The organism is Methyloligella sp. GL2, from assembly GCF_013341275.1.
Lineage (GTDB): Bacteria > Pseudomonadota > Alphaproteobacteria > Rhizobiales > Methyloligellaceae > Methyloligella.
In genome coordinates this window covers 531,748-554,083 of the sequence record NZ_CP054476.1, presented here as the reverse complement: position 1 = coordinate 554,083, position 22,336 = coordinate 531,748, and the positions used below count along the sequence as shown (strand labels likewise).

The 22,336-nt window shown below is 63.5% G+C and carries 21 protein-coding genes; 10 read left to right on the top strand and 11 right to left on the bottom strand.

Annotated elements, in window-relative coordinates; genetic code table 11:
* The first annotated feature begins 50 nt into the window (after nt 1–50).
* Nucleotides 51–1,151 carry a linear amide C-N hydrolase gene (locus HT051_RS02635; protein WP_174540601.1) on the top strand — a complete coding sequence of 367 codons (1,101 nt, stop codon included), beginning with the start codon at nt 51–53 and terminating at the stop codon, nt 1,149–1,151.
* A gap of 10 nt (nt 1,152–1,161) precedes the next feature.
* Here HT051_RS02635 and HT051_RS02630 read toward each other — a convergent pair whose 3' ends face one another.
* The 5 genes from HT051_RS02630 to HT051_RS02610 form a co-directional block, all read right to left on the bottom strand.
* Nucleotides 1,162–2,166, bottom strand: coding sequence for a metal ABC transporter substrate-binding protein (locus HT051_RS02630; RefSeq protein WP_174540600.1), 1,005 nt, complete (start codon nt 2,164–2,166; stop codon nt 1,162–1,164).
* Nucleotides 2,163–3,059, bottom strand: a complete 897-nt coding sequence (locus HT051_RS02625; protein ID WP_174540599.1) for a metal ABC transporter permease — start codon at nt 3,057–3,059, stop codon at nt 2,163–2,165. Before HT051_RS02625 ends, HT051_RS02630 begins: the two co-directional genes overlap by 4 nt.
* Nucleotides 3,056–3,817 (bottom strand): metal ABC transporter ATP-binding protein, encoded by a 762-nt coding sequence (locus HT051_RS02620; protein WP_174540598.1) that lies wholly within the window; start codon nt 3,815–3,817, stop codon nt 3,056–3,058. Before HT051_RS02620 ends, HT051_RS02625 begins: the two co-directional genes overlap by 4 nt.
* Nucleotides 3,814–3,978, bottom strand: a complete 165-nt coding sequence (locus HT051_RS02615) for a hypothetical protein (protein WP_174540597.1) — start codon at nt 3,976–3,978, stop codon at nt 3,814–3,816. The genes HT051_RS02620 and HT051_RS02615 overlap by 4 nt, the downstream gene beginning before the upstream one ends.
* A gap of 64 nt (nt 3,979–4,042) precedes the next feature.
* Nucleotides 4,043–4,468, bottom strand: coding sequence for a Fur family transcriptional regulator (locus tag HT051_RS02610; protein WP_174540596.1), 426 nt, complete (start codon nt 4,466–4,468; stop codon nt 4,043–4,045).
* 121 nt (nt 4,469–4,589) lie between these two features.
* On the opposite strand from HT051_RS02610, the gene HT051_RS02605 reads away from it, so the two are divergent.
* From HT051_RS02605 to cydB, 6 genes are all read left to right on the top strand, one after another.
* A complete protein-coding gene (locus HT051_RS02605) occupies nt 4,590–5,294 on the top strand; it encodes a DUF1007 family protein (RefSeq protein ID WP_208454362.1) in 705 nt (234 codons plus the stop codon).
* Nucleotides 5,282–6,415, top strand: a complete 1,134-nt coding sequence (locus HT051_RS02600; protein ID WP_174540594.1) for a nickel transporter — start codon at nt 5,282–5,284, stop codon at nt 6,413–6,415. Before HT051_RS02605 ends, HT051_RS02600 begins: the two co-directional genes overlap by 13 nt.
* A 68-nt stretch (nt 6,416–6,483) precedes the next feature.
* Nucleotides 6,484–7,008 (top strand): O-acetyl-ADP-ribose deacetylase, encoded by a 525-nt coding sequence (locus tag HT051_RS02595; protein ID WP_174540593.1) that lies wholly within the window; start codon nt 6,484–6,486, stop codon nt 7,006–7,008.
* Nucleotides 7,009–7,011: 3 nt separating this feature from the next.
* The gene (locus HT051_RS02590) at nt 7,012–8,439 is read left to right on the top strand and encodes a deoxyribodipyrimidine photo-lyase (RefSeq protein WP_174540592.1); all 1,428 of its coding nucleotides are present in this window, start codon (nt 7,012–7,014) and stop codon (nt 8,437–8,439) included.
* A gap of 115 nt (nt 8,440–8,554) precedes the next feature.
* Nucleotides 8,555–9,937 (top strand): cytochrome ubiquinol oxidase subunit I, encoded by a 1,383-nt coding sequence (locus HT051_RS02585; RefSeq protein WP_174540591.1) that lies wholly within the window; start codon nt 8,555–8,557, stop codon nt 9,935–9,937.
* Nucleotides 9,934–10,947 (top strand): cytochrome d ubiquinol oxidase subunit II, encoded by a 1,014-nt coding sequence (cydB, locus tag HT051_RS02580; RefSeq protein WP_174540590.1) that lies wholly within the window; start codon nt 9,934–9,936, stop codon nt 10,945–10,947. The genes HT051_RS02585 and cydB overlap by 4 nt, the downstream gene beginning before the upstream one ends.
* Before the next feature lie 22 nt (nt 10,948–10,969).
* On the opposite strand, the gene HT051_RS02575 is transcribed toward cydB, so the two are convergent.
* Nucleotides 10,970–11,650, bottom strand: coding sequence for an arylesterase (locus tag HT051_RS02575; protein ID WP_174540589.1), 681 nt, complete (start codon nt 11,648–11,650; stop codon nt 10,970–10,972).
* An 86-nt stretch (nt 11,651–11,736) separates the two neighbouring features.
* Between HT051_RS02575 and HT051_RS02570 the strand changes: the two genes are divergently transcribed.
* From HT051_RS02570 to HT051_RS02560, 3 genes are all read left to right on the top strand, one after another.
* Nucleotides 11,737–12,459, top strand: a complete 723-nt coding sequence (locus HT051_RS02570) for an ABC transporter ATP-binding protein (RefSeq protein WP_174540588.1) — start codon at nt 11,737–11,739, stop codon at nt 12,457–12,459.
* Nucleotides 12,456–15,026: an ABC transporter permease gene (locus HT051_RS02565; RefSeq protein WP_174540587.1), complete on the top strand. Its 2,571-nt coding sequence runs from the start codon at nt 12,456–12,458 to the stop codon at nt 15,024–15,026. Before HT051_RS02570 ends, HT051_RS02565 begins: the two co-directional genes overlap by 4 nt.
* 168 nt (nt 15,027–15,194) lie before the next feature.
* Nucleotides 15,195–15,950 (top strand): Bax inhibitor-1/YccA family protein, encoded by a 756-nt coding sequence (locus tag HT051_RS02560; RefSeq protein WP_174540586.1) that lies wholly within the window; start codon nt 15,195–15,197, stop codon nt 15,948–15,950.
* A gap of 236 nt (nt 15,951–16,186) precedes the next feature.
* Here the strand turns inward: HT051_RS02560 and HT051_RS02555 are convergent, their stop codons facing one another.
* From HT051_RS02555 to acnA, 5 genes are all read right to left on the bottom strand, one after another.
* Nucleotides 16,187–16,549, bottom strand: coding sequence for a DUF2794 domain-containing protein (locus HT051_RS02555; RefSeq protein ID WP_371740621.1), 363 nt, complete (start codon nt 16,547–16,549; stop codon nt 16,187–16,189).
* A gap of 531 nt (nt 16,550–17,080) precedes the next feature.
* Nucleotides 17,081–17,836: a thioredoxin family protein gene (locus HT051_RS02550; RefSeq protein ID WP_174540584.1), complete on the bottom strand. Its 756-nt coding sequence runs from the start codon at nt 17,834–17,836 to the stop codon at nt 17,081–17,083.
* 91 nt (nt 17,837–17,927) lie between these two features.
* On the bottom strand, nt 17,928–18,767 hold the full coding sequence (locus HT051_RS02545) for an ImmA/IrrE family metallo-endopeptidase (RefSeq protein WP_246810149.1): 840 nt from the start codon (nt 18,765–18,767) through the stop codon (nt 17,928–17,930).
* A 55-nt stretch (nt 18,768–18,822) separates the two neighbouring features.
* Nucleotides 18,823–19,146: a helix-turn-helix domain-containing protein gene (locus HT051_RS02540; RefSeq protein ID WP_174540582.1), complete on the bottom strand. Its 324-nt coding sequence runs from the start codon at nt 19,144–19,146 to the stop codon at nt 18,823–18,825.
* 381 nt (nt 19,147–19,527) lie between these two features.
* Nucleotides 19,528–22,227, bottom strand: a complete 2,700-nt coding sequence (gene acnA / locus HT051_RS02535; RefSeq protein WP_174540581.1) for an aconitate hydratase AcnA — start codon at nt 22,225–22,227, stop codon at nt 19,528–19,530.
* Between the last annotated feature and the right edge of the window lie 109 nt (nt 22,228–22,336).

Sequence of the window (22,336 nt, the reverse complement as noted above, 5' to 3'; positions counted from 1 at the left end):
CTCTGAAGCGCCAAGCTTTCCTCCGATTCGATTCTACGGAGGAAATGCCAATGACGCCCTCTCTCCTGGCCAAGCGCCTTGTCGCCCTTGGTCTCGCTTTCACGCTCGGCACCAGTCCGGCCCTCGCCTGCACCGGCATTGGCTTCACCACCAAGGACGGCGCCTCGATCAGCGGACGGACCGCCGAGTTCGGGGTCGATCTCGAGCTCAACGGACTTTTCATCCCGCGCGGCCAGGCGCTGACGGGCACCCTGCCCGATGGCGGCAAAGGCCTCGCCTATACCGGCAAATACGCCGCTCTCGGCACCGATGCCTATGGCGAGAATGCCATCATCGACGGGTTGAACGAAAAGGGGCTTGCCGCGGCGGCCTTCTACTTCCCCTCCTTCGCCGGCTATGCGAGCCCCGAAGGAGACAACAAAGCGAAAGCCGTGAGCCCCACCCAATTCGTGACCTGGATCCTCACCCAGTTCGCGACCCTCGACGAGGTGAAGGCGGGGCTGAAGGACGTGGTCATCGTTCCCACCACGCCGAAGGGCTGGTCCGCCATGCCGCCGATGCATTACGTGGTCTACGACAAGAGCGGCAAGGCCATCACCATCGAGCCGATCGACGGCAGCTTCAAGGTCTATGACAACCCGATCGGTGTCCTGACCAATTCGCCGACCTTCGACTGGCACCTGGTCAATCTCTCCAACTACGTCAATCTCTCGCCCTTCAACGCGCCGACCCGCGACATCGACGGCAGCAAGTTCAAGTCTTTCAGCCAGGGCTCCGGATTGCGCGGCCTGCCGGGCGATTTCACCTCGCCCTCGCGCTTCGTCCGCGCTGCGGTGTTCAGCGCAACCGCAATCCCCAGCGAGACGCCCGAGCAGGGCGTGGCCCAGGCCTTCCATATCCTGAACCAGTTCGACATTCCCTACGGCGCGGTGCGCTCGGAGGATAGCGGCAAGATGGATGCGGAATGGACCCTCGGCACCGTGGTCCGCGACCAGGAGAACCTGGTCTTCTATATCCGGACCTACGACAACCCGAATGTCCGCATGATCTCGATGAAGGACCAGGATCTCGACGGCAAGGAGATGATCAAGTTCGACATCGACACCAAATACGAGATGCAGGACCTCTCAGGCGCCGGCACGCCGTTCTAGCCGCTCAAGCTCACGAGGCCGGTTTCAGCGCCTTGCTCAGCTCGGAAACGTTGTGCCGGAACATATCGAGATATGTCGGGGCCGGACCGTCCGGCCCCGATAGCGCGTCGGAATAGAGCGTGCCGCCAATCTTCGCCCCGGTCTCGTCGGCGATTTGCTGCAGCAGCCGCGGATCGGAAATGTTCTCCACGAACACCGCCGGGATCTTCTCCTCCCGGATCTGATCGATGATCTTGGCCACGGCCTTGGCCGAGGCTTCGCTCTCTGTGCTGACCCCTTCCGGCGCCAGCATGCGGATGCCATATTCGCGGCCGAAATAGCCGAACGCATCATGGGAGGTGACGATCACCCGGCGATCCTCCGGGATTTCCGAGATTGCCGCCCGCACGGCTTTGTCCTCCGCATCGATTTGCTTCAGATAGGCCTTCGCATTGGCCTCGTAGATTGCCTTGCCTTCCGGGTCGGCGGCGATCAGCCCGTCGCGGATATTCTCCACATAGATCTTGCCGTCCTCCAGGCTCTGCCAGGCATGCGGATCGGTGACCCTCTCGCCTTCCCCGCCATGATCGTGATCATGCGCTTCGGCGTGGTCATGGTCGTGATCCTCGTCCGCGGCATGCTCATCATGGTCGTGCTCGGCACCGTGATGATGCCCCTCATGCTCCACCATGGTGCCGGTCTTGACCCCCTTGGTCGCCGTCACCGTCACACCGTCGAAGCCGGCGGCTTCGTTCAAACGCGGCAGCCAGCCTTCCAACCCCAGCCCGTTCATGACCAGGATGTCGGCATGGCTGAGGATCCTGGCGTCCTTCGGCGTCGGCTCGAAATCGTGCGGATCGCCGTCCGGCCCGATGAAGGTGGTGACCTCGACCCGGTCGCCGCCCACCTGGCGCACCATGTCGCCGAGGATGGTGAAGGTCGCCACCGCCTGCACCTTGTCGGCCGCGAGGGCACTGCCAGCATTGAGGCAAAAGGCGAACGCCAGGCCCATAAGGATCATCGTGATGCGTTTCATGTCGCCACCTGTTCGGCTTGGCCCCTGGGCCTGCGCGGCATCAGACGGACGACCGCCCCGCCGCGTGCGCCAAGGAGCATGGATAGAAGATAGAACCCGCCCGCCGTCAGGATGATCGCCGGGCCCGACGGGATGTCGAAGTGATAGGAGAGCAGCAGCCCGGTGAAGCTCGCCAAAAACGCCAGCACCACGGCGGCGGCGATCATGCCGGCAACGCTCACCGCCCAGAACCGCGCGCTGATCGCCGGCAGCAGCATGATGCCCACCACCATCAGCGTGCCGAGCGCCTGGAACCCGCCGACGAGATTAAGCACCAGCAGCACCAGGAAGAGGAAATGTGTCGGCAGGCTCGCCCGGCTCACCGAGCGTAAGAAATCGGAATCGAAGCATTCCAGCACCAAGGGCCGGTAGATCAGCGCCAGCACCAGGGTGGAGACGGTGGCGATGGACACGACCAGCAGCAGCGCGGTGTCGTCCAGCGCCAGCACCGAGCCGAACAGAACATGCAGGAGATCGATGCTGCTCCCCTTCACCGAGACGATCATCACCCCCAGCGCCAGAGAAAGGAGATAGAACGAGGCGAGGCTCGCATCCTCCTTCAGGATCGTCGACCTCGTGACCACGCCGGAAAGCAGCACCACGGTGAGCCCGGTGATGAAACCGCCAAGACTCATGGCGAACAGCGATAGCCCGGCGATGAGAAAGCCTATGGCCGCGCCGGGCAGGATCGCATGCGCCATGGCATCGCCCACCAGGCTCATCCGCCGCAGCATCAGAAACACGCCGATAGGCGGCGCGCCGATGGAAAGCGCCAGACAGCCGATCAGCGAACGGCGCATGAAACCGTAATCGAGAAACGGCTGGATCAGCGCGTATGGCGAAAGATCGCTCATGCCGGCAGCCGCGCCTCCGCCGCATGCGCAGCCGGCCCTTCCCAGGCGGCACGCTCCTGATCGCTGCGCCCCAGATTGGCCGGGGTCAGCACCTCCTTGGTCGGCCCCCATGCCACCACCTCGCGGGCGACGATCAGCGTCTTCGGGAAATGCGCCCGTACCCGGCGGGTGTCGTGCAGTGCCGCGACGATGGTCCGCCCCTCGCCATGCCAGCGCTCGATCAGGGTCAGCAGGTTCTCCACCGTCTCCGCATCGATGGCCCGGAACGGCTCGTCCAAAAGGATCAGCGGCGCATCCTGCAGCAGCAGCCGCGCGAACAAGCTCCGCTGCAGCTGCCCGCCCGAGAGGCTGCCGATCGGGCTCCTGGCGAAGGCGGCAAGCCCCACCGTCTCCAGCGCGGCCATCACCTTCTCCCGTCCGGCGCGCCCGACCCCGCCGAACACGCCGATCTCGCGCCACAGCCCCATGGCGACGCAATCGAACACCGACATCGGAAAGCTCGGATCGATGTCGCTGCGCTGCGGCAGATAGGCGATGTCCGAAGGCTTCAGCCCAAGCAGGCGCACCGCGCCGGAAAGCGGCTTGATCTCGCCCATCATGGCTTTCAGCAAGGTCGACTTGCCGGCGCCGTTCGGCCCGATCAGCGCCAGAAGATCGCCTTCGGCAATCGTGCCGCTCACGCCGGAAAGCACCGGCACCCCGTCATAGCCGAGGGTCAGATCGTCGAAGGCGACGAGGCTTGGCTTGGTTCCGCTCATGACAGCGCCCACAGCACCCCGGCCCACAGAAGCGCGATCGCGCAAAGCGCAATGCCAAGCCGCACGAGGGCTGAGCTTTGCAGCAGGCTGCCGCCCGGCGCCGCGAAAGCCACCGTCTCCACGGCCGGAAGTTTTGCCCCGCCTTGGCTCGCTGCTGCCATGTCAGCTCCTCGTGACCGAAATGCGTGAAATGCTTGCGGCCGCTCGCGCGGCGCCGCTCTCGTGTTAGGAGGCCACTGCCCGGCAGGCGGTGCAAAGACCGGCCAGTTCCAGCGTCACCTGATCGACCTTGATGTCGCCCGGCGCCAGCCCCAGCAGCTCGGTGTAGCGCTCCTCGTCCAGCGCCACCTCGACCACCTTCTGGCATTTGCGGCAGAAGGCGAAAGCGTGATGCCCGCCGCAGCCATCCATCCGGCAGGCGACGAAGGCGCTCAAGGATTTCAGCCGGTGCACCATGCCCAGCGCCTCCAGCTCCTTTAGCGCCCGGTAGACCGTCGGCGGATGCGAGATGCCTTCAGGCCGCACCTCGTCCAAAATCGCGTAGGCGCTCATCGGCTCTTTCGACCGTTGCAAACAGGACAGCACCCGCTCCTGATTTGGCGAAAGATCGCGCGCGTCGTGGCTATGGTCGTGGGGTTTCGTAGCGTTCATCGCTCGCTCCTTTGAAGGAGATATAATATAACATTTTGACAGCGGTCAATCGCGATTGGGAACGCAGTTTCTCCACAATCTGTGCGTATGCCGGATGAGGATTTGCATGGGAGACGGGGCGTTGCTGGGCAATTCTGATCAGACGCGATGGGTATGGCGCGGAAGGCTGCTCGGTCTGGCGAGGCTGGCCTTCGGCGCGCCGCTTGCCGCGTTTGCGATTGCCGCTTCGTCCAGCGATCCGGTCGATGCCCACCCCCATGTCTGGGCATCGGTCCATTCCGACGTCGTGTTCGGCCCGGACGACACCATCAAAGCCATCCGCCATACCTGGACCTTCGACGAGTTCTACAGCGCCATGGCCCTCCAAGGCCTCGATACCAATGGCGACGGCACCTACACGAAAGAGGAGCTGGAGCCGCTGGCCGAGGTCAATGTCACCTCGCTGAAGGATTTCGACTATTTCACCTTCGTTTCCGTCGGCCAAGACCAGGTCGCGCTGAACGAGCCGTCCGATGCCTGGATCAGCGAGAAGGACGGCATCGTCACCTTGCACTTCACCTTAGTGCTGCCCGAGCCGGTCTCGGCCAAGGACCACGAGGTGAAGATCGAGGTCTACGATCCGAGCTTCTTCGTCGCCTTCGGCTTCGCCAAGGAGCATCCGGTCAAGACCGTCGATGCCGGCGCCGGCTGCACGATCGATATCCGGATACCGGGCGAGGACAAGGATCCCGACGCTCTCACCGAGGCCTTCTTCTCCCAGCTGGGACCGAGCAGCAATTACGGTTCGCAATTCGCCCAGACCGCTATCGCGACATGCAGCAGCTGACCGGCACCCTCCTGCGGCTTGGCTTCGCGGCCGCGCTTCTTGTCATCTTCGCTCTGCCCGGCTTGGGCCTGGCCCAGTCACCGCCCTCGGCCTTTGGCGGCAGCGCCCAGCAGAGCGCCCCGCCCGATCCCCAAAAAAGCGCCGCACCTCCGCCTGCCTTCGGCGGCGCACCGAGCCCGGAAGCTGCGCCGATCCGCGGCGGAGGTCTCTTCGGTTCGTTCATCAGCTGGGTTACGGAAGTGCAGCAGCGCTGGCAGCGCGATCTGGCGCTTTCGGTGAAGCATCTGAAAGACGGCAATCCCCTTTTCGCCGCCCTGACCCTCGCCGGGCTGAGCTTTGCCTATGGGGTCGTGCATGCCCTTGGGCCCGGGCACGGCAAGACCATCATCACCGCCTATGTCACCGCCAATGAGGAGACCGCCCGCCGCGGCGTCCTGGTCAGCTTTCTCGCAGCGGCAGTGCAGGCCACCACGGCGGTGGTGCTGGTCGCGGTTCTGGCGATCCTGCTCAATGCCACCGGTCTTGCCATGAAAGACTGGTCCGCCAAGCTGGAGACGGCGAGCTACGCTCTCGTCATTCTGGTGGGATTCTGGCTGCTGTTCCGGCAGATCCGCAGCCTGCTGCAGCGCTATGCCGGGGCGCTGGCGGAACGTGGCGACCGCGCCGTCGATGCCCACCAGCATCATCATGACCATGATCACCAGCACAACCACGCACACGATCATGATCACGATGGCCACGCCTGCTGCAGCCACGGCCCCGACCTGGAAAAGCTGCAAGGCCCGCTGAAGCTGCGCGAGCTTGCCGCCGTGGTGTTCTCCGTCGGCATCCGCCCCTGCACCGGCGCCATCGTGGTGCTGGTCTTCGCCCTCGCCCAAGGCATCTTCTGGGCCGGTGTCGGCGCCACCTTCGCCATGGCCTTCGGCACGGCGCTCACTGTCGCGATCATTGCGCTGGCCGCGCTCGGCTCCCGCGAGCTGGTGCTGAAATTCGGCAACGGCCAGGGTAGCGCCTGGGCCGACGGCGTCTGGGCCATTTGCGGTATCGGCGGGGCGCTGATCATCATCCTGTTCGGATCGATCCTGCTGATGGGCTCGCTCGGCCCGGCCCGCCCCTTCTAGCGTCTATCGAAAGACTTTGAAGAAAACGCCGCTTGATCGTGCGGCCGATCCGGCATGCAATGCCCATCATGCCGGCGCGTATCGAGATCGTCGAAGGCGACATCACCGAGCTGGACACCGGCGCCATCGTCAACGCCGCCAATGCGGCCTTGGCGCCGGGCGGCGGGGTTTGCGGCGCCATTCACCGCGCCGCAGGGCCTGAGCTCGCCGAGGCCTGCGCCGCGCTTGACGGCTGCGAGACCGGCAAGGCCAAGATTACCCCCGGCTTCGCGCTCCCCGCCGATTACGTCATCCATGCCGTCGGCCCGGTCTGGCAAGGCGGCATTCATGGCGAGGACAAGGCGCTGGCCGGCTGTTACCGGGAATCGCTGCGACTGGCGGAGGAGAACGGCCTCTCCTCAATTGCCTTCCCCGCCATCTCCACCGGCATTTACGGCTTCCCGCCCGAGCGCGCCGCCGAAATCGCGGTGCGGACCGTAAGCGAAACGCTGCCCCAAACACCCCGCATTGAGCGCGTGGTGTTCTGCTGCTTCGATGCGTCCTCCCGCCGTCTCCACGAAGCGGCGCTGCAGTCCTGTGGGGGGGGAAGCTGAGCCATGAGCGAGAGCCAAGCGCCGGCGATCATGTGGTTCAGACAAGACCTCCGGCTTTCCGACAATCCCGCCCTCAAAGCCGCCGTCGATACCGGCGCACCGCTCCTGCCGGTCTTCATCCTCGACGACGAGACCGCCGGTCATTTCAAGCCGGGCGGCGCCTCGTGCTGGTGGCTACATGGCAGCTTGGCAGAGCTCGATGCGAGCTTAGGCGGCGGGCACCTCGTGCTCCGCCGCGGCAAGACGGCCGAAATCCTCGGCCAGCTGATCGAGGAGACCGGCGCCCGCGCCATCCACGCGGCCAATGCCTACGAACCCTACGCCCGTAAGGTGGAAGACGAGGTGCAAGCCGCCTGCGACAAGCGGAAGGTTGCCTTCACGCTCCATGAAGGCCGCCTGCTCAATCCGCCCGACAGCGTCGCCACAAAGGACGGCAGGCCCTATCAGGTCTTCACCCCCTATTGGAAGGCCGCAAAACGCAAGCATTTCCGGGACGTGCTGAAGGCGCCGAAGCTGGAACGCTTCGCCAAGGCGAAGTCGGAGGATCTCGACGATTGGCAGCTCCGCCCCAAGAAGCCGGACTGGGCCGGCGGCTTGCGCGAAACCTGGACGCCGGGCGAAGCGGCAGCCAAGGAGAAGCTTGCCGCCTTCATCGATAAGAAGCTGCGCGATTACGAGAAAGACCGCGGCCGGCTCGATTGCGATCCGAGCTCACAGCTCTCCCCGCATCTCCATTTCGGCGAGCTGAGCCCGCTGCAGGTCTATCGGGCGGTCCGCCACGCAAAGGACGGCGCCCATGGCAAGGGCGCGGAGAGTTTCCTGCGCGAGCTCGGCTGGCGCGAATTCTGCTACCAGCTCCTGTTCCACTTCCCGCATATCGCCTCCGAACCGCTGAAGCCGCAATTCGCCGACTTCCCCTGGCGCGATGCGCCTGACGAGCTGCAAGCCTGGAAGCGCGGAGAGACCGGCTATCCGATCATCGATGCCGCCATGCGCCAGCTCTGGCAGACCGGCTGGATGCCGAACCGCACCCGCATGCTGGTCGCTTCTTTCCTCACCAAGCACCTGATGATCCCCTGGCAGCAAGGCGCCGACTGGTTCTGGGACACGCTTGTGGATGCCGATCTCGCCAACAATGCCGCGAACTGGCAATGGGTCGCAGGCTGCGGCGCCGACGCCGCGCCCTATTTCCGAATCTTCAATCCCGTGCTCCAGGCAGAGAAGTTCGACCCGGACGGCCGCTATATCCGAGCTTGGATCCCGGAGCTCCAAGCCCTTGAATTGACTGCGATCCATGCGCCCTGGACAGCCCCCGCCCGCGAGATGGGCAACGCTGGCGTCGAATTGGGCAGGGATTATCCGACTCCGATTGTCGACCATAATGAAGGCCGTAGAAGAGCCCTCGACGCGTTTGAGAGGATCAAAAAATGATGGGGTGCGGCAGTCCTGCGCTTTAAGTAGGCAGCAACTTGAGCTAGGCTAAATATACTCTTTGAGTCGCCTGCATGGCGGCTAGTTGAGGTAATTAAGGGCGGATATACGGCGGATGTTTGATCTTGATCCAGTTCTTCTAGCCCGTATCCAGTTTGCCTTTACGGTCTCCTTCCACATTCTTTTCCCGTCTTTCACCATCGGCCTGTCCATGTGGCTCTTGGTGCTGGAGACGATGTGGCTGCGCACCGGCAAGGCCATCTATCTCGAAACCGCAAAGCACTGGTCGAAGATCTTCGCTGTTTCTTTCGGTATGGGTGTCGTCTCGGGCATCGTCATGTCCTACGAGTTCGGCACCAACTGGAGCGTGCTCTCTCATGCGGGCGGCAATATCATCGGCCCGCTTCTCTCTTATGAGGTGTTGACCGCCTTCTTCCTGGAGGCAGGCTTCCTCGGCATCATGTTGTTCGGCTGGAACCATGTGCCCAAAGGCGTGCACCTGACCGCCACCGCAGCGGTGGCCTTCGGCACGCTGATCTCGGCCTTCTGGATCCTTTCAGCCAATAGCTGGATGCAGACCCCTGCCGGCTACGAGGTGAAGGATGGCGTGCTGCATGCCGCCGATTGGGGCGAGCTGATCTTCAACCCGTCCTTCCCCTACCGCTTCGCCCATATGGTGACCGCGGCCTATCTCACCACCGCCTTCTGCGTCGGCGGCATCGGGGCCTGGTATCTGCTGCATAACCGCAACGTGCCCCACGGCAAGGTGATGCTCGGCATGGCGCTCAGCCTGTTCGTCTGGCTCGCCCCCACCCAGCTCCTCCTCGGCGATATGCACGGCCTCAACACGCTGGAGCATCAGCCCGCCAAGGTGGCGGCGCTGGAGGCCCACTGGGAAACCGGCCGCAACGTGCCGCTGATCCTGTTCGCCATTCCCGATGCGGAAGAGGAGAAGAACAATTTCGAGGTCGCCATTCCCGGCCTCGGCAGCCTGATCCTCACCCATGAATGGGACGGCGAGGTGAAGGGTCTGAAAGAGTGGGCGCCGGAAGACCGGCCCAACCCGATGATCCCCTTCTTCGCCTTCCGCATCATGGTCGGCTGCGGCCTGATCATGATCGCGCTTGGCCTGGTCGGCGCCGTGCTGTGGCTGCGCGGCAAGCTGTTCACCACCCGCTGGTACCTACGCGCCATGGTGATCTGCTGGCCCATCGGCTTCGTCGCCGTCCTCGCCGGCTGGTTCGTCACCGAGGTCGGCCGCCAGCCCTGGGTCGTCTACAACATCCTGCGCACCGCGGACGCCATCTCTCCGGTGCCCGGCGGCAGCATTCTCACCACCATCATCATCTTCGTCGTCGTCTACGGCTTCATCTTCGGCGCCGGCCTGTACTACATGGCCAAGCTGGTGCGCCGCGGCCCGGAAGCCACGCCGCCGGAGCCCGATGAGGACGAAGTCGATCTTTCCCGCAGACCTCTTGCAGCCTCAGGCAACCCATGAGCGAATATCTACCGACGATTCTGCCCCTAGTTTGGGCCGCCATTCTGGTGCTCGGTGTGTTCATCTACGTCCTGCTGGACGGTTTCGACCTCGGCATCGGCATCTTGTTTCCCTTCGCACCGAACCACGATTGCCGGGACAAGATGATGAATTCCGTCGCCCCCTATTGGGACGGCAACGAGACCTGGCTGGTGCTCGGGGGCGGCGGGCTGCTTGCAGCTTTTCCGATGGCCTATGCGATCTTCCTGCCGGCGCTTTACCTGCCGGTGATCCTGATGCTCGCCGGTTTGATCCTACGCGGCGTGGCCTTCGAGTTCCGCTATAAGGCCGACACCTCCCGCTGGATGTGGGATGCCGCCTTCGCCGGCGGCTCCACCTTGGCGGCCCTGATCCAGGGCGCTGCGGTCGGTGCCTTCATCCAGGGCTTCGATGTCAAGGACGGCGCCTATGCCGGCGGCGCCTTCGATTGGCTGACGCCATTCGTGCTGGTCACTGCCGTTGCGCTTGCCGCGGGCTACGTGCTGCTCGCCTGCGGCTGGCTGATCATGAAGAGCGACGGCGAGCTGCGCGACTGGGCATATAAGGTCGGCGGCTACGCGATCTTCGCGGTTGCCGCCTTCATCGTCGTCTTCAGCATCTGGACGCCTCTGGCCCACGAGGACATCGCAGCCCGCTGGTTCCATCCCGGAAATCTGGTGATGCTGAGCCCCGTGCCGGTCCTGACGGCTCTAGCCGTCGTCGGTGTCTGGTACGCGCTGAAGCAGCGCTGGACCTACCTGCCGTTCCTGCTTTCGATCCTGATCTTCATGCTCTGCTACACGGGCCTGGCAGTAAGCCTGTTCCCCTTCATCATCCCGCCGGAAGTCACGATCTGGGATGCCGCGGCAGCGCCGGAATCGCAGCTCTTCATGCTCTACGGCGCGATCCCGCTGGTGCCGATCATCGTCGGCTATACGATTTACTCGTATTATTCGATGTGGCACGTGAAGGACCACAGCGCCTATCACTAAGCCCTAGGCTTTGGAGGCGCCGTTAGAGTTTCGGCGAAGACGGCGCCTCAGCGGATTTATTCCCCTCCACCTCAGCCAGAAGCTGCTCCACCTTCGGCAGGATGCCCTGCACGATGCGGGCAACGCCGTCGGCATTGGGATGCATCCCGTCCGGCAGGGTCAGGGCCTCGTCCAGCGCCACCCCGTCGAGAAAGAACGGGTAGAGGATCACATCGTACTTCTTAGCAAGCGCCGGATAGATGGCGTGAAATTCGCCGACATAGTCTTTGCCGAGATTGCGCGGCGCCTCCATGCCGGCGAGCAGCACCGGCAAGTTCCGCGCCTTCGCCTTCTCGATGATCGCCGACAGCGCCTTCTCGGTCTCCGCCGGCGACAGCCCGCGTAACGCATCGTTGGCGCCGAGCTCCAGGATCACCGCGTCGGCACTCTCGGGCACCGACCAGTCGAACCGCTCCAGCCCGCCGGACGAGGTATCGCCCGAAACCCCCGCATTGGTCACCTCCACCGCCTGGCCTTTCGCCTCCAGCGCCGCCTGCAGCTGCGCCGGGAACGCGTCGCGCTCTGGCAGCTGATACCCGGCCGTCAGGCTGTCGCCGAACGCCACGATCACCGGCTTGGCGTCATCCGCCCGCGCAGCGAACGGCACGGCGGAGAGCGCCAACCAGGCGGCGCATGCGACAGAAAGCGCGAAACGAGACTTCATGTTTTTGACCTCTTTCACCTTCTCTATTGCAACCCGGCCCGCCATCTGTCAGCCAGTGCCGCAACGATTTGAACCACAGCGCATCTATGGACCAAAGCTACAAAGCGCCCGCCGCCATCGCCCTTGAGGACGTGCAAGTCACCTTGCCGAGCCGGGCCGGCCCCGTCGATATCCTGCGCGGCATCGACCTCGACGTCGCCGCCGGCGAGACCCTCGCCATTGTCGGCCCCAGCGGCTCCGGCAAATCCACCTTGCTCATGGTCATGGCCGGGCTGGAGAAAGCCACCTCCGGCAAGGTCGCCATCGGCGGCACCGAGCTCGGCCCCTTGAGCGAGGACCAGCTCGCCAAGCTACGCGCCACCGAGATCGGTATCGTGTTCCAGGCCTTCCATCTGGTTCCCACCATGACGGCGCTTGAAAATGTCGCCTTGCCGCTGGAATTTCTCGGCCGGGAAGATGCCTTTTCCGTGGCCAAGGAGGCGCTCGTCGAGGTCGGCCTGTCCCATCGCCAGTCGCATTTTCCGGCCCAGCTCTCCGGCGGCGAGAAGCAGCGCGTGGCCCTGGCCCGCGCCATGGTGGCCAGCCCCGAGCTGATCCTCGCCGACGAGCCCACCGGCAATCTCGACCAGAAGACCGGCGTGCAGGTGATGGATCTTCTCTTCGCCCTACAGAAGCGCACCGGCGCGACGCTGCTCCTCATCACCCATGACCGCGCCCTTGCCGAACGCTGCGGCCGTATCGTCAATCTCGCCGACGGGCGCATCGTCGATGACGAGACCGCGAAGGCGGCAGAGGCGGCGGCCTCTTGACGGGCAAGGCGACACCGCAAGCGGGCAAGGCCGATCTCGGCCTGGCATTGAAAATCGCCCTGCGCGAACTGCGCACCGGCGCTAGCGGCCTCATCATCTTCGTCGTCTGCATCGCGCTCGGCGTTGCCGCCATCGCCGCCATCGGTTCGCTGGCCGCCGCCTTCGACGGCGCTTTGGCCGATAGCGGCCGCATTCTGGTCGGCGGCGACCTCTCATTCGAGCGGGTGCATCGGCGGATCGCGCCCGACGAACGAACCGCCCTCGATAAGCTCGGCCGGGTGAGCGAGTCAGCCAGCCTGCGCGCTATGGCCCGTTCCGAAGACCGCAATAGCGCGCTGGTCGAGCTGAAGGCCGTCGATAGTGCCTTCCCGCTTTACGGCGAGGTCGGCGTGCTGAAACCGAAGGACGCCGGGAACGCCTGGCGCAAGCCCGGGCAAGTGCTGGTCGAGCAGACGCTTCTCGACCGGCTCGATCTGAAGCCCGGCGACACCATCCAACTCGGCGACACCAAGGTGACCATCGCCGGCGTGCTGGGCGAGCAGCCCGACCGCCTCGCCGACCGCCTGGCCTATGGCCCGCGCGTGCTTCTCTCCCTCGACACGCTGGAGAAGACCAAGCTGATCCAGCCCGGCAGCCTGGTGCGCTGGATCTATCGCGTGGCGCTGCCGAACGATCTCGGCGCCGACAAGGAAGCCCTCGCCGAGGCCAAGCAGGCGGTGCAGCGCGCCTTCCCCGAAAGCGGCTTTGCGGTGAACGACTGGACCGATCCCGCACCGAGCCTTCGCCGCGACGCACACCGCTTCACCCAGTTCATCGGCCTGGTCGGCCTCACCGCTCTGCTGCTCGGCGGCATTGGCGTCGGCAACGCCATCCACGCCTATATGACCAAGAAGCGGACGGTGATCGCCATCTTCAAGAGCCTCGGCGCCTCCTCGCGCCTGGTGCTCACCATCTATCTGCTGCAAGCCCTGATGCTCACCGCGCTGGGCATTCTCGTCGGCTTGTGTCTTGGCGCCGCGACGCCGGCGATCCTCTCCGCCCTCTATGGCGATGCCTTGCCGCTGAAGCTGCAGGTGGCGCCCCATGCCATGCCGCTGCTGGTTGCCGCCGGCGCCGGCCTTCTCACCATGGCGCTGTTCGTGCTCTGGCCCTTGGGCCACGCCAGCGCCGTGCCGCCCGCGGTCCTGATGCGCGCCCAGATCGCCGGCGATGAGCCCTATCACACCGCTTGGGGCTTTGCCGCCGCCTCCGCCGCTGCCGGTCTCGCCCTGTTCGGCCTCGCTATTGTCAGCTCCACCGAACCGCTGATCACCGCCTGGATCTGCCTCGGCATCCTTATCGGCTTTCTGGTCTTTCTCGCCATCGGCTGGGGCTTGCAGAAAATCGCGGGCCTGTTGCGCGGCCGCATGCGCGGTGCGCCAGCCCTGGCGCTCGCCAGCATCGCCGGCCCCGGCTCCCTCTCCCGCGCCGTCGCCCTCTCTCTGGGCCTCGGTCTCGGCCTGCTGGTCGCCGTCGCCCTGATCAATCGCTCGCTGATCGCCGAGCTGGAAGGCGATCTCAGCATGAAGGCGCCGGCCTATTACTTCCTCGATCTCGACCCGAAGGATCTCGACGCCTTCAAACAGACCGTAAAATCGGTGGACCCGGAGGCGACGCTCAACGACGCGCCGATGCTGCGCGGCCGTATCGTTGCGCTGAACGGGCGGAGTATCGACGAGATCGACGCCGCGCCCGACTATCAATGGGTGATCAGCGGCGATCGTGGCCTCACCTACACCGACAGCGTGCCGCAAGCCTCCGAAATCGTCGCCGGCAAATGGTGGGACAAGGGCTACGACGGCCCGCCGCTGGTCTCCTTCGACGACCGCGCCGCGAAGGGCTTGGGCCTGGAGCTCGGCGACCTCGTCACCGTCAACATCCTGGGGCGGAATATCGAAGCGCGCATTGCCAGCCTCCGCCGCATCGATTGGGAGTCGCTCGCCATCAACTTCATCATGGTGTTCCCGCCGAGCACGCTGCAAGGCGTGCCCCATCGCACCTTGGCCACGCTGGAGCTTCCCGAAAGCACGGACGGCAAGACCGAAGGCAGGCTGATCCAGGCCCTCGCCGAGCGCTTCCCCCTGGTGACCGCCGTCAAGGTGGGCGATGTGGTGAAGGCCGCCCAAGCCCTGCTGGCCAAGGTGATGACCGCGATCAAGGTCACCGCCGGGCTCACCCTGGCCATCGGCGTGGTGGTGCTTGCCGGCGCCATCGCCTCGGGCCAGGAGCGGCGCAAATATCTCGCCGTGCTTTACAAGACCTTGGGTGCAAGCCGGCGCCGCATCGTCAGTGCCGAGCTGATCGAATTCGCAAGCCTCGGCGCGGCGGTCGCCATCGCCGCGGTGCTGCTCGCCACGCTGATCGCCTTCCTGCTGGCGACTTTTGCCTTCGACATCCCCTTCCGCTTTTCCGGCCTCGATGCCTTCGGCACTGTGGCTCTCGCCCTGGCTCTGGTTCTGGGGCTCGGCGCCATCGCCACCTGGCGGGTGCTCTCGGTCAAGGCGGCACCGTATTTGCGCGCCGAATAAGCCTCGCCGGCACCCTCATTTCACCGCCAAGCAGCCCGCGTAGGCTTTGCTACGCACCGTCTTGCGGTTGTTGACTTTCATCCCCATATTACCGGCAAAGCTATGTCTACCCGTTCAACGGCACGCCCGACCCTGGGCATTTTCAAGGCTGAAAGGAAAACGCAATCTATGGCCGATCTTGATCAACGCTACGCACAACCGCGCACCGTAGGCCGGGCGGAAGCGGGAGCCATCGACCAGGGCCTGCGCGCCTATATGCTGCGCGTCTACAACTACATGGCCCTTGGCGTCGGCATCACCGGCGTCGTCGCCTATCTGGTCTACTCCTTCGCCGTCGTCGACACCGGCACCGCCCTGCAGCTTACCGCGTTCGGCAACTTCATCTTCGCCAGCGCCTTTCGCTGGGTGCTGATCTTCTCGCCCCTGGCGATGGTCTTCGTGCTCTCCATGGGCATCCAGCGCATGAGCCTCGGCGCCGCGCAGGCCGCCTTCTGGGGCTTCTCGGCACTGATGGGCGCATCGATTTCGTCCATCTTCCTGGTCTATGCCGGCGCCAGCATCGCGCAGGTGTTCTTCATCACCGCCGCGTCGTTCGGCGCACTGAGCCTGTGGGGCTACACCACCAGCCGCGATATTTCCGGCTGGGGCTCGTTCCTGTTCATGGGCCTGATCGGCATCGTCCTGGCCTCGCTGGTGAACCTGTTCATCGGCTCCACGGCGCTGCAATTCGCCGTCTCCGTGATCGGCGTTCTGGTCTTCGCAGGCCTTACCGCCTACGACACCCAGCAGATCAAGGAGATGTATTACGAGGGCGACAGCACCCTGGTTGCCGGCCGCAAGGCCATCATGGGCGCGCTTCGGCTCTATCTGGACTTCATCAACCTGTTCATGATGCTGCTCCAGCTCTTCGGCGACCGCCGCTAGTCCAAGCGCTCACGTAGGCCAGAGGCCGATAGCGCAAATACAAAGAGCCCCGGGCCATCGCCCGGGGCTTTTTTCATTCACCTTCGTCATTGCCGGGCTTGACCCGGCAATCCATTCCCTGACCTCTCGGCAAACGCTCGAGACTATCGAACACACGGCGCTCGCTGCGCTGTAACGGCATGGATGCCCGGATCAAGTCCGGGCATGACGACGATTTCGAAAATGCCGAGAGGCGCCTACCCCTCCACCAGGCGCAGCCCCTTATCCAGGGCCGTCAGCACGCGCCGGAGATCGTGACCGCGTTTCAGAATATGTCCGCTCGCGCCGACCACGCTGTAGGCGCCCTGGCGCCGCGCCAGCTTCGGCGTCTTCTCGATGCGGTAGAGCGGATGCTCGGAGGCGCGCCGGAACACGCAGAACACCGCCTTGTCGCGCAGGCAGTCGATGGCGTAGTCGCGCCACTCGCCGCTTGCGACCTTGCGGCCATAGACATTGAGGATCTGAGAGAGCTCGCGGCGGTTGAAGGAAATTTCCGGAGGTCTTGTGGCTGCACCGTCGATGGACCAGGTGCCGCCGGTGGAATTGCGAAGCGGCAGGATCGTTGCGCTGGAATCGCTCAAGCTGGAAAACCCCTTGTAGCCGAACTGTCATGATGCCGATCAAAGCCGCCTCTGACAAGCCAATCTCACGCGAACCCGGACCTGTAACAAATTGTAATATAAATCACAGTGTTGCCCCAGTTCAGCCGTTGGCCCGCCCCAAAAACTCGTATGATCACTATCGTTGCCTCTCGGCCCGGTCTTGGTAAGGCTTCGGTATCTCAGCCCCCCAGCCCCCCCGGGGTCTTCATCTCAAGACCGGGCCAACTTCATTTCTCTCTCCATTCGCTCCTCCCAGCGAATGCTCAAGCGGGTCGGTTCGCCGGCCCGCTTTTGCTTTGGGGGGATGGTCTGGGCTCAACTTCTCACGCGTCATTGCCATCGATCGTCGGAAAGTCCGGAGATCCAATACCGGCGTCATGCCCGGCCTTGTGCCGGGCATCCATGACCACAGTCTGAGCGATGTAATAGAGGCAGGTGTTCATGGATTGCCGGGACAAGCCCGGCAATGACGGCAATGTTGAAGCCCGCCTAAAACCCGGAGAGCTCCGCGGCGCCGAAGATCGGCCCCGTGCTGCCCTGCTGCAGCAGCGCGAAGACGCGGTCGCCGCCCGCCTGCCGCAGCTTGGCGGCCGAAACCTCCAGACGCAGCGGCTTGCCGGTCCAAGTGCCGGCCTTGGCGAGGCTGCGGACATTGTTGTGATAGGCGATGGTGCGGCCGCGGTTCTCGCCGCGCTTGATCACCACGTTCTGCAGGCTCTTCGCCGTGCCGATCCACACCGTGGCGTGACGGATCTCTGCCCCGCCGGGCGCGGCGCCGACATCGATCGCGATCTTATCCCCGGCCGCATGAAGCGAGACCGGCACCTTGTCACCAGCGAGCTTGTCTTCGGCACTTCGCATCGCGCCGCGCACCTCGGCGTCGTTGCTGCCCACGGCGTGGAACAGCCCATCGGCGACGATCTGCGGCGTATACACCCGGCTATCGCCGCGCGCCTGCGCGTAAGCCCGCTGCCGAGCGCTGTTCTCCGGGCTGCCCAGCGTGTCCTTCCAGCCGAGATAATCCCAGTAGTCGACGGAATAGGACAGCGCCAGCACGTCGCCGCGCGCCGCATAGCGGCCAAGCAGCTTGTCCGCCGGCGGGCAGGAGGAGCAGCCCTGGCTGGTGAACAGCTCCAGCACGGGCTTGCTGCCTTGCCGGCTCGTATCGGCGAACCCGGCGGTGAGGCCAGCGCCTGCGACCATGCAGACGAAGACGATGAGGGCGAAGATGGTGCGATAGGTCATGCCGACCATACTGCCGCAGCATCCGCTCACATAGGGTCACAAGCCAAGCGCGCGGCCTCACATTCGGGTGAAACGCCGACGCCTATCGCAATCACACGAACCGTGCGCTTATTCGGTCTTTCCAGCGCTGCTTGGCAGTTCGCTCATCATCTCTTTCATCTTCTTCAGCCTGCTCAAGCCAAAGCATGATCAGAGCGAATCCTTTGGCCTGTAGACAGACCTGTTCATACAGCGCCGGTGCGGGAGCTCCACGCTCAACGTCAATCCAAGTATCTGCGTAACATGAGTCAACTTGGCTCGGCGCCGAACCCGTAGACACGACCTTATGAAATATCGAGCCGCTGGGCACCGGCATCTCTCGGCGTGCAGTAATGAATGGGAATTTCCTAGGCTTGTAGACCCTGAGTACGCGACCATGCTGGACCACCACAAACGCAACATGTTCTGGGTGGTATTCCGCATACGACCGAGCCATCGCTTCCTTACTTACTAGATACTGGCTAGAGAGTTCAAAAACCTCTTCGATATTTGGGTCTTTGCCAATGGATCGCCTCAAGTAGGGAGGCGGCATCAGCAGTAGAGCGGAAAATCGGTTCGCCTCGACTTCCATTCGCGCTCGACGGTTGCTTTCCCGAGCGCTGAACAAGCGCATGTCCCTCCGAGAACAAAGGAAACGTCCCTCCTCATTTGGCATGTGGGTGGGGACAAGAAAGTGCCCAAGCTCATGGCCGATGGTGAAACGACGCCTAGACAAAGGAACCCCGTCCCTCACGAGTACAATGCCCGCACTCCTTTCAAGATCCGTGATTAGGCCGCCTTCAAAACCGTCGGTATCCAAGCGCTGAATCGATTCGATATCTAGCTGGCTACACAGATCTTCTACGGGGATTGGTAGGGGCAATTCCGGCTCCAGCCTCAGGATCGTGGTCACCAGCGCCTCTGGTGAGCCCTTATCCGCTAGATCGATCCTGCTGATGCCCACAGACCTATCCCTTCTTAAGCGCTCTCAACCGCTCCATCAAAAGTCGAATCGTTTCCCGATCGACCTCCTCCAACTCCTTTAACTCCCGATACATCGCTACAATATCTTGATCTTCTTCAGTACCTTGTGGGCTCTCCCCGAGCAGCTCGGAAACCGTTATCTTAAACCTTTCTGAAATTCGCCTCACGAGATCTACAGATGGATTCTTGCTTCGTCCCGTCTCAAGCTCCCAAATATGGGCTTTAGAAGCTCCGACACTGTCAGCGAGTTCTTGTAACGATAGGTTGTTCTTGATTCGAAGCTCTTTCAGCTTCGTGGAGAGGGACATAGCGCCTCCTACTGTTCCAGATTAACGACAATGCGCGTACGATGCAATTATACGTTTTCGTACGGCAAGGGTTGACAAACGGTTCGGCCGATATATCCTTACGATAATGTCTGCTCAAGAAGGACAGAAGGTAACCAAAGAAGGACTTTTCTCATGACTATGACTCGCAATCGCGCGCCGATCGGAACGCTCGCTCGTACCGGGGAAACCTGTCCTGAGAGCGGTGTTTGGAAGGTCGTCGGCAATCCGAGCACCACCGCTCCGATCGCCAGGGGAAATCGGATGCCCCCGTACGCCAACAAGGCGGTCGTGTGGAAGCTGATCCAGTACGCATAGGCAATCTATGAGACGAGACGTTGAGTTCGCCAAGAGCAACGCTTTTTAAGCGGCGCTCTTGGCCAGCCCCCGCAGCACGTAGTGCAGGATGCCGCCATTGCGGAAATAGTCGAGCTCGTCCGCCGTATCGATGCGGACCAGAAGCGGGATGGTCCGCTCCTCGCCGCTTCCGTAGGTGATCTTCGCGGTGATCGTCTGCTTCGGCCTGATATCGGCCAGCCCGTCGATGGACACCATCTCCGCGCCGGTCAGCCCCAGCGATTTCCAGTCGACCCCGTTCTCGAACATCAAGGGCAAAACACCCATGCCGATCAGATTGGAGCGGTGGATGCGCTCGAAGCTCTCGGTGATCACCGCCCGCACGCCGAGCAGCGTGGTGCCCTTGGCCGCCCAGTCGCGGGAAGAGCCGGTGCCGTATTCCTTGCCGGCGAACACCACCAGCGGAACCTTGTCCTCGGCATAACGCATGGCCGCATCGTAGATCGCCATCTGCTCGCCGCTCGGGTGATGCACGGTCACGCCGCCCTCCACGCCAGGCACCATCTGGTTCTTGATGCGGATATTGGCGAAGGTGCCGCGCATCATCACCTCGTGATTGCCGCGCCGCGAGCCGTAGGAGTTGAACTCCGCCGGGGAAACGCCGTGCTCGATCAGATAGCGCCCCGCCGGGCTGTCCTTCTTGATCGCACCGGCCGGCGAGATGTGGTCGGTGGTGATGGAATCGCCGAACAGGCCGAGAATGCGCGCATTCTCGATATCGGTGACCGGCGCCGGCTCCAGCGACATGTCTTCGAAGTAGGGCGGGTTCTGCACATAGGTCGAGCTCTGATCCCAGCCATAGGTGAGCCCGCCCGTCGCCTCGATCTTCTGCCACTCCTCATCGCCCCGGAACACATCGGCATAGCGCTCCTGGAACATCGAACGCTTCACCGCCTTGCGCACCGTCTTGGCGATCTCCTTCGAGGACGGCCAGATATCCTTCAAGTACACCGGCTCGCCCTTCTTGTCGGTGCCGAGCGGATCACGCGCGATGTCGACATTCATGCTGCCGGCAATGGCGTAGGCGACCACCAGCGGGGGCGAAGCGAGATAATTCGCCCGCACATCCTGGTTCACCCGGCCTTCGAAATTGCGGTTGCCGGAAAGCACCGAGGCGACCGCCAGCCCGTTCTCCTGAATGGTCTTGGAGATATCCTCCGGCAGCGGCCCGGAATTGCCGATGCAGGTGGTGCAGCCATAGCCGACCAGGTTGAAGCCGAGCTTGTCGAGATCGTCCTGCAGCTCCGCCTTGGCGAGATAATCGCTCACCACCTGGCTGCCCGGCGCCAGCGAGGTCTTCACCCAGGGCTTGGACTGCAGCCCCTTCTCCAGCGCGTTGCGGGCCAGAAGCCCCGCCCCGATCATCACCGACGGGTTGGAGGTATTGGTGCACGAGGTGATCGCCGCGATCACCACGTCGCCATGGCCGATATCGAAATTCCGCCCATCGACCTGCACGCGTTTATCGGCTTCCGCCGCCTTGCCGTATTCCTCGTCCAGCACCTCGGCGAAGGAGCTGGCGGCCTCGGTCAGCGGCACCCGGTCCTGAGGCCGCTTCGGCCCGGCGATGGACGGCTCCACATCGGCAAGATCGAGCTGCAGCGTATCGGTAAACACCGGATCCGGCGTCTTCTTGCTGCGGTAGAGCCCCTGTGCCTTGGCGTATTCCTCCACCAGCGCGATGCGCGAGCGCTTGCGGCCCGTGGCCTCCAGATACTCCACCGTCTCGCTATCGACCGGGAAGAAGCCGCAGGTCGCACCGTATTCCGGCGCCATATTGGCGATGGTCGCCCGGTCTTCCAGGGCCAGATGCTCCAGCCCTTCGCCGTAGAACTCCACGAACTTGCCAACCACGCCTTTGCGGCGCAGCATCTCAGTGACGGTGAGCACCAGATCGGTGGCCGTGACGCCCTCTTGCAGCTTGCCCGACAGGCGGAAGCCGATCACTTCGGGGATCAGCATCGAGATAGGCTGGCCCAGCATCGCCGCCTCCGCCTCGATACCGCCAACGCCCCAGCCCAGCACCGAAAGCCCATTCACCATGGTGGTGTGGCTGTCGGTGCCGACCAGCGTATCGGGATAGGCGGTGAGCGCGCCGTTCTTCTTGGTCCAGACCGTCTGGGCCAAATATTCCAGATTCACCTGATGGCAGATGCCGGTGCCCGGCGGCACCACGCGGAAATTATCGAACGCGTCGGCGCCCCAGCGCAGGAAGGCATAGCGCTCGCCGTTGCGCTCATATTCCCGCTCGACATTCTCCAGGAAGGCTTTCGCCGAGCCGAAGAAGTCCACCATCACCGAATGGTCGATGACGAGATCCACCGGCGCCAGCGGATTGATCTTCTCCGCATCCTGGCCCAGCGCCGCCATGGCATCGCGCATCGCCGCCAGATCCACCACCGCCGGAACGCCGGTGAAATCCTGCATCAGCACGCGCGCCGGGCGGAAGGCGATCTCTTTGTCGCTCCGCCGCTCGGTGAGCCAGGCCGCCATCCCACGGATATCGTCTTCCGTGACGGTGCGGCCATCCTCATGGCGCAGCAGATTTTCCAGCAAGACTTTCAGCGAAAACGGCAAAAGGGAGATATCGGCGAGCCCATTCGCCTCTGCCTTCTGCAAATCGTAATATTCGTAAGTCTTGTCGCCGACCTTGAGTTCGGACCGGCATTTGAAGCTGTCTAGCGACGTCTGATCTGCAGCGCTCAATACAATCTCCCGTTACAACCGTGCGGATGTCACGAAAGCCGATGCAAGCCTCGCGCCGCGCCCCCGCGCACGAAGCAGTCAACCGTCCCTGCTCTTGGCTTCCGCGTTC